The sequence below is a fragment of the Rathayibacter sp. PhB127 genome (assembly GCF_003751665.1).
Lineage (GTDB): Bacteria > Actinomycetota > Actinomycetes > Actinomycetales > Microbacteriaceae > Rathayibacter > Rathayibacter festucae.
This window is the reverse complement of sequence record NZ_RKHW01000002.1, coordinates 131463-144700: the sequence shown is the minus strand read 5'-3', so window position 1 is coordinate 144700 and position 13238 is coordinate 131463. Positions and strand designations below refer to the sequence as shown.

The window sequence follows — 13238 nt, the reverse complement described above, 5'->3', positions numbered from 1 at the left end:
CGGATACCGCCGCAGAACATCAGCTGAGAAGGGTGGGCCTCCTCTGTCAGCCGAGGCCGACCACTCTCAGCTGATGTTGTGCGCTGACCGCGGTGGTCAGGCGGGGCCGAGGCGGGTGACGGCGGAGGTGATCGCGGGGGTGATCTCGCCGTCGGGCCAGCGGAGGGTGACGCCCTCGCCGGGGACGACGCGACCGATGGCGGCGGTCGTCGTGTGCGGCGTGCCCATGCGGGAGGCGTCGGGGCGGTCGACGGTGAGCATCGCGAAGCCGGGGAAGCAGGAGAGCCAGTCGGCGAGGCCCGCGGCGGCGGGGCGGGGGATCGCGGCGACCTCGAGCTCGGCGCCCGCGCCGGACGCCTCGGCGAGCATGCCGACGGTGCCGACCAGGCCGGCCATGCTGACGTCCTTCGCGCCGTCGGGCGCGCCGGCGCCGACACTCGCCGCGAGCGCCCGCAGCACCTCCGGTGAGCGGCCCGAGGTCGAGTCCCACTGCAGTCCCGCGTAGCCCGGGCGCCAGCCGCCGGCGAGGTCGGCGGTCAGGCTCAGCTCGTGGCCGACCGGGGCGCTGCCGGGGACCGGGCGCGCGGTGCGGCCGAGGCCGGTGACGGAGAGTGCGGCCGGGACGCCGAGCTGGGTGTGCCCGCCGAGCAGCGGGACGCCCCACGCTTCGGCGCCGGCGCGCAGTCCGCGGAGGATGCGGGCGGCGAAGGAGGCGTCGCGCGCGCCGACCGCGTCGAGCAGGCCGACCGGATCCGCGCCCATCGCCGTGAGGTCGTTGATGTTGACGAGCACCGAGCACCAGCCCGCCCACTCCGGGTCGCGCTCGACCATCGAGGGGACGATCGCGTCGCAGACGGCGACGAGGTCGGAGCCGGGGACGGGTGCGCCGTCGTCGCCGCGGAAGCCCGGGCCGCCGAGCTGCCCGGCGAAGGCGTCGAGCAGCGGACCGAGCGCGGCCTTCGCGCCGCGGGCGAGGCGGTCGAACCGGTCGATCGGCCAGCGCATCCGCACGTGGGGCGCACCCGCGACCTCGACGGCGCCGAGCCGGTCCCAGCCGAGCCGGCTGAAGAGCACCTCGTTCTGCATCTGGACCGTCGCCTCGAAGCGGATCACGCCGCGCGCCTCGGCCTCGGCGCAGGCGGCGCGCACCAGCGCGGCGCCGATCCCGGCCCCGCCGCGGGCGCTGCGGCGGACGACGAGGCGGCTGCCGGTCCACCAGCCGAGGTCCTGCTCGAGAGCGGGCGCGATCCGCACGCCGCCGAGCACGCCGTCGGACGAGCGGGCGACCAGCACGACGGTGCGCGGATCCTCGTCGAGCGCGTCGCGGTCGTCGGCGTCGAAGAGGCCCTGCTCGCCGACGAAGACCTCGCGGCGCATCGCGCGGTAGGCGGCCACCTCGGCCGGGTCCGCGACGACGACCACGAAGGCCTCGCGGGCGGCCGGCGCGACCGCGCGGACCCCCTCGAGGATCGAGAGCTCCATCAGGCGCCGGCGGTCTTCAGCACGCCGCAGGCACCGCAGGCCGCGCAGCCCGCCTTCTGCCCGGAGGAGAGCATCCCGGCGGCGATCAGCAGCGCGGCGACCTGCTCGCTGACCTTCTCCAGCAGTGAGCCGGCCGGCGGCAGGACGTGGTCCACCTCCGTCGCGAGCGTGCCCTTGAGCGGCCGGAACGGCACCACGAACGGGTAGATCCCGCGCTCGATCAGCTCGCCGGCGCTGGCGACCAGCTCGTCCGGGTCCTCGCCGAGGCCGACGAGGAGGTACGTCGAGACCTGGTTGCGGCCGAAGATCCGCACCGCCTCGTCCCAGGCCTCCCAGTACTTCGCCGTCGAGACGCGCGCCTTGCCGGGGGTCCAGCGGCGGCGGATGTCGTCGTCCATCGACTCGATGTGGATGCCGATGGAGAGGGCGCCGGCGTCCTTGAGCTCCTGCAGGGCGGCGAGGTCCTCCGGCGGCTCGCACTGCACCTGGATCGGCAGCCCGGGGACGGCCTGCAGCACCGCGCGGACGCAGCGGGCGAGGTGCCGTGCCCCGCGGTCGCGGCCCTTGGAGGTGCCGGTGGTCATCACCATCTGGCGGATGCCGTCGAGCCGGGCGGCCGCCTCGGCGACCTCGGCGAGCTGCGCGGGGGTCTTCACCGCGATGGTGGAGTCGTTGGCGAGCGAGGCCTCGATCGCGCAGAAGCGGCAGCGCTCGGCCTCGTCGTAGCGCATGCAGGTCTGCACGACGGTGGTGGCGAGGATGTTCCGGCCGTGCAGGCGGGCGATCTTCTCGTAGGAGACGCCGTCGGCGGTGCTGAGGTCGTAGAAGCGCGGGCGCTTCACCGGCTCCACGTCGAGGCCGATGTCGGCGCCGTCGAGCAGGAGGCGGCCGTTGGTGACGGCGTAGGGGCTCTTCGGGTTCACCGGGATGGCGGCGCCGAGCCCGCCGAGCATCACGTGGCCGTCGTCGCTCGGACCGGCGCCAGCCTCGCGGTGCACGGGGGCGTCGACGCGGATGCCCTGCAGGGCGATGTCGACGCGGGTGCGCAGGGCGGAGGAGCCGGCGCGGCGGACGGGGGCCGAGCCGCAGGCGTCGGGGCCGCAGGAGGAGTCGGCGGAGTCGGAGGGGGAGACTGGTGCGGGATCGGCGGTGCGGAGGCGGGGCGTCTGCAGATCGGTCATGGTGCTCCTCGGAGTCTCGAGTCGAGCGGTGCGCGACGGCGGAGTCCGACGTCGTGAGCCTCCATTAGGTCAACGCGGTGTTTCGGAGCGATGACATCGGGAACGCGATCGTGTTACATCCGGAGGCGGCCCCGGCGCCCGCCCGATACCCGCCCGGCGTCACGCAGGCTTCTTCTGGCCGAAACCACTCCGAAACACGAGCGGCCTTGACTGGACGCAGTCGGGACGAACGCTCCCGACCCGGCCCCGTCGCTCCGCTCGTCCTCGCACCGCCCCGAGCGACGCCGGCCTCTGCATCACAGCACCGCCCGTTCCACCCGGCACTCCTGTCCCTGCACCACTCGCTCGCGCCCCGCCCGGCGCGCTCCTCACCGAACCCCGGAGGTTCTCATGACCGACGACCAGACCACTCCCGCCGACCACAGCACCGACGACCAGGCCGCGATCGAGGAGCAGATCAGCGCCAACATCGAGAAGTCGCGCTCCGAGATCGCGCACCCCTCGCTGCCCAAGGGCAGCAACCTCTACGGCTCCACCAAGGTCTTCCCCGACTACCAGGCCGAGCCCGGGCAGTCCTACTTCACCCTCGTGCACGGCATCGCGCACGAGTCCTCGGTCAGCTTCGTCGCGATCCTGCAGGCGACCCGCGCGGCTCGCAAGGGCTTCGAGTCGGCCGTCTACTTCTACGGCCCCGGCACGATCAACGCGATGGCCACCCGCGGCTTCCCGACGGTCGGCGACTCCGGCTTCCCGGGCGAGCAGAACATCAACGACGCCCTGAAGACCTTCATCGACGAGGGCAACCGCGTCTTCGTCTGCCGCTTCGGCATGGCGCTGCACGGCCTGCGCGAGGAGGACCTGATCGAGGGCACCATTCCCTGCCACCCGCTCGACGTCCAGGACGCCGTCATCCACTACGCCCGCAAGGGCGCCATCATCAACTCGACCTACAACCTCTAGGCGCGCGCCATGACCGTCGTCGGATCGGTCGCGGCGAACTTCACCCGCGACCTCGATCAGAACTACGCGCTCATCGCCGCGCTGGCCGAGGAGGCCCGCGAGAAGCGGGTCGAGTTCCTCGTCCTGCCCGAGGCCGCGATCGGCGGCTACCTCTCCTCGCTCGGCAACCACGGCGACACGGTCAAGACGACCACGCGCTCGATGCCCCCGGCGATCGCGCTGGACGGACCGGAGCTGCGCCGGGTGCAGGAGATCGCCGGCGACCTGCTGGTCGCGATCGGCTTCTGCGAGCTCGACGCCGACGGCGAGACCCGCTACAACGCGGCCGCCCTGCTCGACGGCGGGCAGATCTACGGCAGCTACCGCAAGGTGCACCAGCCGCTCGGCGAGCACATGTCGTACTCGCCCGGGCCCGGCTACTCGGTCTTCGAGACGCCGGTCGGCCGGGTCGGGCTGCAGATTTGCTACGACAAGGCCTTCCCGGAGGCGGCACGCTCGATGGCGCTGGACGGGGCGGAGATCATCGCCTCGCTCTCGGCCTGGCCGGCCGCGCGGACGGCGACGGCGGAGAACCTGCAGGAGGACCGCTGGACCTACCGCTTCAACCAGTTCGACATCGCGCGGGCCCTGGACAACCAGGTGTTCTGGCTGGCGTCGAACCAGTCGGGCACCTTCGGGTCGCTCCGCTACGTGGGCAACGCGAAGGTCGTCGATCCGGGCGGCAACATCCTGGCGACGACGCTGCTCGGCTCGGGCATGGCGGTCGCCGACATCGACGTGCGCGGCACCTTCGAGGCGATGCGCGGCGGGATGTTCCACCTCCGCGACCGCCGGCCGGACGCCTACGACATCGACCGCGTCTGGAGCGGAGGGCTGGTCCATGCCTGAGATGACCTTCCACGTCCGCTGGCCGGACGGCGTCGAGGAGCGCTGCTACTCGCCGAGCCTGGTGATGCACGACTACCTCGCCGAGGGCGAGAGCTACCCGATCGAGGACTTCGTCGGCCGCTCGACCGAGGCTCTGCGGCTGGCGAGCGAGCGGGTGCGCGCGAAGTTCGGCTTCGCCTGCACCTCCGCGCTGCAGCAGGAGTCGGAGATCCTCGCGGCCGCCGCGCGCTTCGACGGCGGGCGGGTGCGGGTGCTGGCGATGGATCCGCCACTGCCTCCCGCCTCCCTCCCCGCGTCCGCGCAGGGGGCGCGCGCATGACCGCGCTCGAGAACGGCCGGCATCTCCCGGTCGCCGTGATCGGCGCCGGCCAGGCCGGGCTGTCGATCAGCCGCCTGCTCACGGACCAGGGCGTCGAGCACCTCGTGATCGAGCGCGACACCATCGCGCACGACTGGATCGACCGCCGCTGGGACAACTTCACGCTCGTCACGCCGAACTGGCAGTGCCGGCTGCCGGGCTACCCCTACGACGGCGACGACCCCGACGGCTTCATGACCCGCGCCGAGGTGCACGCCTGGGTGCGGCGCTATGCGGAGTCGTTCGACGCTCCCGTCGCCGAGGACACCGAGGTGCTCCGGATGCGCGAGAGCGCGGACGGGGCGTTCGAGATCGTCACCTCGCGCGGCACGATCACCGCCGATCAGGTCGTCGTCGCCACCGGCGGCTACCACCGGCCGGTGCTGCCGGCGGTCGCGCACCGCATCCCGGACGCGATCGTGCAGCTGCACTCGGCCGACTACCGCTCGGCCGCGGCGCTGCCCGAGGGCGGGGTGCTCGTGGTCGGCTCCGGCCAGTCCGGCGCGCAGATCGCGGAGGACCTCTTCCTCGAGGGACGCGACGTGCACCTGGCGCTGGGGACGGCTCCGCGGGTCGCCCGGTTCTACCGCGGTCGCGACTGCGTCGCCTGGCTCGCCGACATGGGCGTCTACGACGTGCCGGTGCACGCGCAGGTGGGCGGGCTCTCCAAGCGGGAGTCGACCAACCACTACGTCACCGGGCGCGGCGGCGGCCGCGACATCGACCTCCGCGCGTTCGCCCGGGACGGGATGACGCTCTACGGCCGGCTGCAGCAGGTCGACGGCGGGTCGCTCCGCTTCGCGCCGACGGCGGAGGCGTCGCTCGACTACGCGGACTCGGTGGCCGAGTCGATCAAGAACGACATCGACGCCTACATCGAGCGCTCGGGTGTCTCGGCGCCGACCGAGGCCCGGTACGCGCCGGTCTGGCGGCCGGAGCGCGAGATCGAGGAGCTCGATCTGGCGGCCGCCGGGATCACCAGCATCGTCTGGGCGGTCGGCTTCCGCTCCGACTACTCCTGGATGCAGATCGGCGTCTTCGACGGCGCCGGGCACCCCACCCACCGGCGCGGCGCGACCGCCGTGCCCGGGCTGCACTTCCTCGGGCTGCCGTGGCTGAACACCTGGGGCTCCGGGCGGTTCGAGGCGATCGCGCGCGACGCGGAGCACGTGGCGGAGCAGCTGCTCGGCGGCGTGCGGATGGACCGGCTCGAGGGCGCCGCGGTACGGTGACGGCCACGCGCTCGGCCCGAGCGCACCGCTCTGCCGCGCGGGGCGGAGGAGAGCGGAGGCTCTCCCTCCGCCCCGGCGCACCGTCCGCCCGCAGAGGGCGGGAGAGAAGGACCATGTCGACGATCACGATGGCCGCGGTCGCGGCGCACTTCGGCCGCGACATCGAGCGCACCCTCGTCAAGCTGCCCGGCATGATCGCGAGCGCGCAGGAGCGCGGGATCGACCTGCTGGTGCTGCCGGACGCGACCCTCGGCGGCTACCTCCTCGACATGCACCACCCCGGCCCCGACGACCTGCCGCAGGCCGTGGAGGTGGACGGGCCGGAGGTGGCGGCCGTCGCGGCGATGGCGGGGGACACCACGGTGTGCTTCGGCATCGCGGAGCGCGCGCTGGAGGGCGGTGAGGTGCGGCGCTACAACTCGGCGGTCTGCGTGCAGGGCGGCGAGGTGATCGGGACGCACCGCAAGGTGCACCTGCCGTTGGGCGAGTCGGAGGCGTACGCGGCGGGTGCCTCCTTCCGCTCGTTCGACTCGTCGGTGGGGCGGATCGGGATGATGATCGACTTCGACAAGACCTTCCCCGAGTCGGCGCGCTCGCTCGCGCTCGACGGGGCCGAGATCCTCTGCTGCCTCAGCGCCTGGCCGGCGAGCGTCACCGACCGCTCCGACCGGATCCGCAACGACCGCCAGGCGCACCTGTTCGACCTCTACGACTGCGCGCGCGCCGCGGAGAACCAGGTCTACCTGGTCTCCTCGAACCAGACCGGCGTGCTCGGCGGGCTGCGCTTCCTCGGGCAGGCGAAGGTCGTCGATCCGGCCGGCGAGATCCTCGCGAAGACCTGGGCGAAGGGCGGGCTGGCGGTCGCGACCGACGACGTCTCGGCCTCCGTCGCCCGCGCCCGCCGCAGCATGGACCACCTGCGCGACCGCGCCGAGCACGCGTACCACCGCGCGGCTCCCACCGTCTGAACCCGGGCCGCCCGACCGACCGGTGCCGCCCGTGGGCGCCGCCCCGCCTGAAGGAGACCCCGTGCGGATTGCGCAGCTGACCTACTCCACGAAGCCCCGCGGCGGCGTGGTGCACACGCTCGCGCTCTCGGAGGCGCTGGCCCGGCGCGGGCACGAGGTCACCGTCTGGACGCTCGGGCGCGGCGGCGACTCCGCCTTCTTCCGCGCGGTCGACCCGGCGGTGGCGGTGCGCGTGGTGCCGTTCGCGGCGCGCGACGGGGAGGACGTCGGCGACCGGATCGTCCGCTCGCTCGACGCGCTGGCCGTCGCGCTGGGGGAGGACGGCGGGGAGTGGGACGTCGTGCACGCGCAGGACTGCATCTCGGCGAACGCCGCGCTCGACGCCGGCTTCGCGGGGGCCGGCGGACTGCTCCGCACGGTGCACCACCTGGACGCCTTCACCACGCCGGCGCTGATCGCCTGCCACGAGCGCGCGATCACCGGGCCGGCCGGGCTGCTCGCGGTGTCGCGGGCGGTCGCCGACGAGGTGGCGGCGGGCTGGGGGCGGACGCCGGTGGTGATCCCGAACGGCGTCGACGCCGCGCGGTTCGCGGCCGCGGCCGGCGGTGCCGCGGCGGGGGAGTGGCGGGCCGAGCTCGGCCGCTACGTGCTCGCGCTCGGCGGCATCGAGCCGCGGAAGGGCAGCATCGACCTGCTGGAGGCGTTCGCGGGGCTATCTCCGGGGACCGCGCTCGTCTTCGGCGGCGGGGAGACGCTGTTCGACTACCGGGGCTACCGCGAGGAGTTCGAGCGCCGGGCGGCCGAGCTGGGCGTCGTGCCGGTCGTGCTCGGCACGGTGCCGGAGGAGCGGCTCGCGGCGCTCGTCGCTGGTGCGGCGGTGCTCGGCTTCGTCTCGACCAAGGAGGGCTTCGGGCTGGCGGCGATGGAGGCGCTCGCCGCGGGGGTGCCGGTCGTCGCGCGCGATCTGCCGGTGCTGCGCGAGGTTTTCGGGGGGACGGTGGCGTACGGGAGCGACGTGGCGGGGATCCGGGGTGCGCTCGCCGCGGCGCTCGCGGGGGCTGCGGCGGAGCCCGGGCCCGGGCGGGCGCTGGCGTTCTCGCACTCGTGGGACGACGTCGCGGCGAGTCACGAGGCGCTGTACCTCTCGCACGTCGGCGGCGCTTGATGCGGCGGTCGTTCTCGCGCTGCTTCTCGGCGCTCGCCGAGCGGGACCCCGAGCGCGTCGTGGTCGTCGCGGACGACGCGACCCTCACCGCGGGCGCCCTGGACCGGGCCTCGAACCGGCTCGCGCGCGCCTACGCGGCGCGGGGCGTCACTCCGGACTCGCTCGTCGCGGTCTCGCTGCCGAACAGCGCCGAGCTGGTGCTGGCCTGCGCCGCGATCTGGAAGGCGGGCGCGACGCCGCAGCCGCTCTCGCGCGGGCTGTCGGTGCGGGAGCTCGCCGAGGTCGGCGCGCTCGGGCGGCCGTCGCTGAGCATCGGCGTGGAGCTGGAGGGCGTGCCCTTCGTGCCCGCCGGCTTCGTGCCCGACGCGGCTCTGCCGGACGACGAGCTGCCGGATCTCTGGGCGTCGTCCTGGAAGGCGCCCGCCTCCTCCGGCAGCACCGGGCGGCCGAAGATCGTGCTCGCGGCGGCGCCCGCGCTGATGGATCCGACGCAGCCGGTCGCGGCGTTCCTGCCGCGGGAGGGGGTGCAGCTGGTGGCCGGGCCGCTCACCCACTCCGCGACCTTCACCTACGCCTTCCGCGGGCTGCTGACCGGGCAGCGGCTGGTGATCCTGCCGCGCTTCGACGAGGCGCGGGTGCTCGCGGCGATCGCGGAGCACCGGGTGACCTGGGCGCTGCTGGTGCCGACGATGATCCACCGGCTGCTGCGGACGCCCGGGCACCGGGACGCGGACGTGTCGTCGCTCGAGACGGTGCTGCACCTCGGCTCGCCGTGCCCGCCGGCGGACAAGCGCGCGCTGATCGAGTGGATCGGTGCCGAGCGGGTCGTGGAGGTCTACGCCGGGAGCGAGTCGAACGGGCTGACGATGATCCGCGGCGACGAGTGGCTCGAGCGGCCCGGCAGCGTCGGCCGGCCGATCGGTGGGACGGAGCTGCGGGTGCTGCGGTCGGACGGGTCGGAGTGCGGGCCGGGCGAGCCCGGACTCGTGCAGCTGCGCCGTGGGGAGGCGACCTACCGCTATCTCGGCGGGGAGTCGAAGCGGACCGACGACGGCTGGGACACCCTCGGCGACCTCGGCTCCGTCGATGCCGACGGCTTCCTGACGGTGCTCGACCGAGCGGACGACCTGATCCTGCGCGGCGGCGTGAACGTCTACCCGGCGGAGATCGAGCGGGCGCTGGAGGAGCACCCGGCGGTGCGCGGCGCGGTCGCCTTCGGCGTCCCGGACGCCGAGCTCGGCCAGGCGGTGGAGGCGGTGACGGACATCGCGGAGAGCGACGTGACGGAGGAGGAGCTGCTCGCCTTCGCGCGCGAGCACCTCGGCTCGCGGGCACCGCGGGCGCTGCGACTCCAGCGGACCCCGCTGCGCGACGACGCGGGCAAGATCCGCCGCGGGGCGCTCGCCGACGACTGAGCAGCCGCGCAGGCGGGCCCGCGCGGGGCCGTCGCCCGAAGGTCGCCGCACAACATCAGCTGAGAGGGGGGTCCCTCCCTCCACAGCGGAGGCCCTCCCATTTCAGCTGATGTTGTGCGGGGCTCGACGGCTGCCTCCGGTTTCGGATCGCCCCCGACGGGGAAGAGGAGGAGTGCCCCTTCCCCGGAGCCGCCGCGCGCGACTCCGCCCCACCGAGAGGAACGACCGTGGTCGCCATCGCCCCGCTCCGAGACCGCTTCGACGGAGTCGAGAGGATCGCCGTGCTGCGCGGCGGCGGACTCGGCGACCTGCTGTTCGCGCTGCCCGCCGTGGACGCGCTCGCCGCCGCCTACCCGGGCGCCGAGATCGTGCTGCTCGGCACTCCGGCGCACCGCGTACTGCTGCAGGGCGTGGAGTCGCCGGTGAGCGACGTCGAGATCCTGCCGGTGGCGCAGGGCGTCCGCGACGGCGAGGGCGAGGACCCGCGGGTCGTCGAGGACTTCACCGAGCGGATGCGCGCGCGCCGCTTCGATCTCGCGGTGCAGCTGCACGGCGGCGGGCGCTACTCCAACCCGTTCCTGCAGCGCCTCGGCGCGCGGCACACGATCGGCTCGCGCACCGACGATGCGGCCGAGCTGGAGCGCACGATCCCCTACGTCTACTACCAGCACGAGATGCTGCGCGCGCTCGAGATCGTCGGGCTCGCCGGGGCGCCCGCCGTCCGGCTCGAGCCGTCGCTGCAGGTCGACCCGGAGCGCCGCGACCGCCTCGCCGCCGCGCTGCCCGCCGGCGGGCCGCTGGTGCTGATCCACCCGGGGGCGACCGACGTCCGGCGCCGCTGGAGCTCGGACAACTTCGCCGAGGTGGCCCGCGCGCTGCTGGCCGACGGGGCGCGAGTGCTCGTCGTGGGCGACGCCTCCGACGCCCCCGCGGCCGAGGCGATCGTGGCGGCGGCCCCGGGCGCGGTGTCCTGGGCGGACGCGGTCGACCTGCCGGACCTCGCTCCGCTGCTCTCGCTCGCCGACCTCGTGCTCGGCAACGACAGCGGGCCGCGGCACCTCGCGGCGGCGGTCGGCGCGCCCACGGTCGGGATCTTCTGGGTCGGCAACGCGATCAACGCTCAGCCGCTCGGCCGGCAGCGCCACCGCCTCCAGCTCAGCTGGACCACGCGCTGCCCGGTCTGCGGTGTCGACGTCACCCAGGTCGGCTGGACCGCCGAGCGCTGCGAGCACGAGCTGTCCTTCGTCGACGACGTCCCCGTTGCCCGCGTCCTCGAGGACGTCCGCGGCGTCCTCGCCTCCACCCGCTGACGCCTGCCCCCCCCCAACCGCGAGATGCCACTTGAGTACGCGACACGCCGAGGCGTGCGTGCTCAAGTGGCATCTCGCGGAGCCCCGACGGGGGCGTCAGCTCACGGCCAGGAGGGCTCCTCCTCGTGGGTGATGACGAGCTCGCGGACCTCGCAGCCGCGGGGCTGGCCGAGGACGAACATCACGGCGTTCGCGACGTTCTCCGGGTCGTTGAGGAGCGCGTCGGGGCCCGGCTTGTACTGGGCGTCGCGGTCGTCGAAGAAGCGCGTCTTCATGCCGGAGGGGATCAGCGTCGTGACGCCGATCTCGCCCTTGGTCTCGGCCGCGAGCGCCCGGGTGAAGCCGAGCACGCCGAACTTCGACGCGCAGTAGGCGGTGGCGTCCGAGACGGCCTTGATCGCGAGTGAGGACGCGACGGTGACGACGCGGCCGTGGGTCTCGGTGAGGAACGGCAGCGCGGCGCGGACGACGGCGGCGGTGCCGAGCAGGTTGACCGAGATCACGCGCTCCCACTCCTCCGGCTCGACGTCGACGAGGCGGCCGCAGCGGTCGATGCCGGCCGCGGTGACGACGGCGTCGAGGCCGCCGTGCTCGCGGGCGATCTCGACGACGGCCTTCTCGGCCTCGCGGGTCCTGGCGACGTCCACCTGGTAGGCGGCGACGCCCTCCTGGACGTTCGAGACGTCGCGGTCGAGGACGATCGGGGTGCCGCCCGCGGCCGTGACGGCGGCGGCGACGGCGGCTCCGAGCCCGGAGGCGCCTCCGGTGATCAGGACGCGGCCGATGGGGGTGGGGGTGGTGGTCATGGGTGTCCCTTCCAGGATCCTCGTCGTCGGCGGGGCCGACGTGGTGGGGCGGCGGTCGGCGTGGCCGGCCGGGTCTGCGGTGGTCGGCCGGAGCCGACGCGGTCAGCCGACGCGCGCGAGCGCGGCGGCGAGATGGGTGGTCGAGCGGCCCGCGTGGTACGGCACCGTCAGGACGCGGCCGCCCCACTCGGCGACCGTCGCGGTCTCGGGCAGCGATTCGGCGGAGTAGTCGCCGCCCTTGACCCAGACGTCCGGGCGGATGCGGCGCAGCGCCTCGTCGGGGGTGTCCTCGCCGAAGACGAGCACCGCGTCGACGCACTCGAGCGCGAGCAGCAGGTCGACCCGGTCGTCCTCGGGGATGATCGGCCGAGCCGGTCCCTTGAGGCGCCGGACGGAGTCGTCGGAGTTGAGGCAGACGATCAGGCAGTCGCCCAGCGCCCGGGCGGCCGAGAGCGTGCGGGCGTGGCCGGCATGCAGCAGGTCAAAGCAGCCGCCGGTGGCGACCACGGTGCCGCCGGCGCCGCGGACGGCCTCGGCGACGCGCAGCGCGTCCACTCCGGACGCCCCGTGCAGGGCGGCGGTGTCCGCCGGAGCGCCGAGGGAGGAGACTCCGCCCGCGAGCAGGTAGGCCCCGGCCGCGGCGACGGCTGCGCCGACCGCCTCGGAGGGGGTGGCCCCGCCGGCCAGCGCGACGGCGGCGGAGGCGGCGAAGCGGTCGCCCGCCCCGCAGGGATCGGTCGGCGGCACGGCGGCGGCGGGGTGCACCACCGGCACGCCGGCGCCGCGCGAGCGGACCAGGGCGCCACCGGAGCCCATCGTCACGGCGACCGCGCCGCAGCCCCAGCGCTCGAGCAGCGTGGTGGCGGCGGTCTCCGCGAGGGTGACGCCGCGGCCACTCGCCCCGGAGAAGCCGGTCGCCTCGCCGAGGTTCGGCGTCGCGAGGGTCGTCCCGGCGACGGGCGCCGTCCCGCGCGGGTGCGGATCCCAGACCAGCGGCACGGTGAGCGCGTCGAGGGCGGCGCGGAGCGAGGCGTCCTCGGTGAGCCGGCGGCCGTAGTCCGCGACCACGACCGCGTCGACCTCGCCGAGGGCGGCGAGCATCTCCTCGGTCACGGTCGGCACCGGCGGGCGCTCGCAGCCGCGGTCGAAGCGGACGACCGCCTGGCCGGAGGCGGCGACGCGCGTCTTCACGGGCGTCGGCGCGCCGGAGGGCCCGGCGACCACGCGCACACCGTCGAGGGCGGCGAGCAGCTCGGCCGCATCGGGATCGGCGGCGTCGGCCAGTGCCGTCACCAGCACGATCTCGTGCCCGTCGCGCACCAGCATCCGCGCGACCAGCCCGGCACCGCCGGCGCGCACCCCGCGGGTCGACACGTCGACCACGGGCACCGGCGCGTCCGGGCTCAGCCGCTCGGCCGGCCCGGAGAGGTCGACGTCGAGCATCACGTCGCCGACCACGGCGATCCGCAGGCG

At 74.7% G+C, this 13238-nt stretch carries 12 protein-coding genes; 8 read left to right on the top strand and 4 right to left on the bottom strand.

Annotation, left to right across the window (positions count from 1 at the left end; translation table 11 throughout):
• Positions 1 to 96: 96 nt before the first annotated feature.
• Both EDF22_RS11215 and EDF22_RS11210 read right to left on the bottom strand, forming a co-directional pair.
• Positions 97 to 1482, bottom strand: a complete 1386-nt coding sequence (locus tag EDF22_RS11215) for an MSMEG_0567/sll0787 family protein (protein WP_123705043.1) — start codon at positions 1480 to 1482, stop codon at positions 97 to 99.
• Positions 1482 to 2663 carry an MSMEG_0568 family radical SAM protein gene (locus EDF22_RS11210; protein WP_123705042.1) on the bottom strand — a complete coding sequence of 394 codons (1182 nt, stop codon included), beginning with the start codon at positions 2661 to 2663 and terminating at the stop codon, positions 1482 to 1484. Before EDF22_RS11210 ends, EDF22_RS11215 begins: the two co-directional genes overlap by 1 nt.
• A gap of 390 nt (positions 2664 to 3053) precedes the next feature.
• Between EDF22_RS11210 and EDF22_RS11205 the strand changes: the two genes are divergently transcribed.
• The 8 genes from EDF22_RS11205 to EDF22_RS11170 all read left to right on the top strand — a co-directional run bounded on the left by EDF22_RS11205 (position 3054) and on the right by EDF22_RS11170 (position 10959).
• Positions 3054 to 3623, top strand: a complete 570-nt coding sequence (locus EDF22_RS11205) for an MSMEG_0572/Sll0783 family nitrogen starvation response protein (protein ID WP_123705041.1) — start codon at positions 3054 to 3056, stop codon at positions 3621 to 3623.
• A gap of 9 nt (positions 3624 to 3632) precedes the next feature.
• Positions 3633 to 4511 carry a carbon-nitrogen hydrolase family protein gene (locus EDF22_RS11200; RefSeq protein ID WP_123447958.1) on the top strand — a complete coding sequence of 293 codons (879 nt, stop codon included), beginning with the start codon at positions 3633 to 3635 and terminating at the stop codon, positions 4509 to 4511.
• On the top strand, positions 4504 to 4830 hold the full coding sequence (locus EDF22_RS11195) for an MSMEG_0570 family nitrogen starvation response protein (RefSeq protein ID WP_123705040.1): 327 nt from the start codon (positions 4504 to 4506) through the stop codon (positions 4828 to 4830). Before EDF22_RS11200 ends, EDF22_RS11195 begins: the two co-directional genes overlap by 8 nt.
• Positions 4827 to 6101 (top strand): MSMEG_0569 family flavin-dependent oxidoreductase, encoded by a 1275-nt coding sequence (locus tag EDF22_RS11190; protein WP_123705039.1) that lies wholly within the window; start codon positions 4827 to 4829, stop codon positions 6099 to 6101. The genes EDF22_RS11195 and EDF22_RS11190 overlap by 4 nt, the downstream gene beginning before the upstream one ends.
• A 113-nt stretch (positions 6102 to 6214) precedes the next feature.
• Positions 6215 to 7069 carry a carbon-nitrogen hydrolase family protein gene (locus tag EDF22_RS11185; RefSeq protein WP_123705038.1) on the top strand — a complete coding sequence of 285 codons (855 nt, stop codon included), beginning with the start codon at positions 6215 to 6217 and terminating at the stop codon, positions 7067 to 7069.
• Positions 7070 to 7130: 61 nt separating this feature from the next.
• Positions 7131 to 8234 (top strand): MSMEG_0565 family glycosyltransferase, encoded by a 1104-nt coding sequence (locus EDF22_RS11180; protein ID WP_123705037.1) that lies wholly within the window; start codon positions 7131 to 7133, stop codon positions 8232 to 8234.
• Complete coding sequence (locus EDF22_RS11175; protein ID WP_123705036.1) at positions 8234 to 9649, top strand: AMP-binding protein; 1416 nt, start codon at positions 8234 to 8236, stop codon at positions 9647 to 9649. Before EDF22_RS11180 ends, EDF22_RS11175 begins: the two co-directional genes overlap by 1 nt.
• Before the next feature lie 227 nt (positions 9650 to 9876).
• A complete protein-coding gene (locus EDF22_RS11170; RefSeq protein ID WP_123705035.1) occupies positions 9877 to 10959 on the top strand; it encodes a glycosyltransferase family 9 protein in 1083 nt (360 codons plus the stop codon).
• A 101-nt stretch (positions 10960 to 11060) separates the two neighbouring features.
• On the opposite strand, the gene EDF22_RS11165 is transcribed toward EDF22_RS11170, so the two are convergent.
• Together EDF22_RS11165 and EDF22_RS11160 are read right to left on the bottom strand one after the other, a co-directional pair.
• On the bottom strand, positions 11061 to 11765 hold the full coding sequence (locus tag EDF22_RS11165) for an SDR family oxidoreductase (RefSeq protein WP_123705034.1): 705 nt from the start codon (positions 11763 to 11765) through the stop codon (positions 11061 to 11063).
• Positions 11766 to 11867: 102 nt separating this feature from the next.
• Positions 11868 to 13235, bottom strand: coding sequence for a PfkB family carbohydrate kinase (locus tag EDF22_RS11160; protein WP_123705577.1), 1368 nt, complete (start codon positions 13233 to 13235; stop codon positions 11868 to 11870).
• Positions 13236 to 13238 lie beyond the last annotated feature (3 nt).

What these genes read in the sequence shown, in the direction of transcription:
- EDF22_RS11205 (WP_123705041.1), top strand. Translation starts at nt 3,054, where the DNA reads ATGACCGACGACCAGACCACTCCCGCCGACCACAGCACCGACGACCAG.
- EDF22_RS11200 (WP_123447958.1), top strand. Translation starts at nt 3,633, where the DNA reads ATGACCGTCGTCGGATCGGTCGCGGCGAACTTCACCCGCGACCTCGAT.
- EDF22_RS11190 (WP_123705039.1), top strand. Translation starts at nt 4,827, where the DNA reads ATGACCGCGCTCGAGAACGGCCGGCATCTCCCGGTCGCCGTGATCGGC.
- EDF22_RS11175 (WP_123705036.1), top strand. Translation starts at nt 8,234, where the DNA reads ATGCGGCGGTCGTTCTCGCGCTGCTTCTCGGCGCTCGCCGAGCGGGAC.
- EDF22_RS11195 (WP_123705040.1), top strand. Translation starts at nt 4,504, where the DNA reads ATGCCTGAGATGACCTTCCACGTCCGCTGGCCGGACGGCGTCGAGGAG.
- EDF22_RS11210 (WP_123705042.1), bottom strand. Translation starts at nt 2,663, where the DNA reads ATGACCGATCTGCAGACGCCCCGCCTCCGCACCGCCGATCCCGCACCA.
- EDF22_RS11165 (WP_123705034.1), bottom strand. Translation starts at nt 11,765, where the DNA reads ATGACCACCACCCCCACCCCCATCGGCCGCGTCCTGATCACCGGAGGC.
- EDF22_RS11185 (WP_123705038.1), top strand. Translation starts at nt 6,215, where the DNA reads ATGTCGACGATCACGATGGCCGCGGTCGCGGCGCACTTCGGCCGCGAC.
- EDF22_RS11215 (WP_123705043.1), bottom strand. Translation starts at nt 1,482, where the DNA reads ATGGAGCTCTCGATCCTCGAGGGGGTCCGCGCGGTCGCGCCGGCCGCC.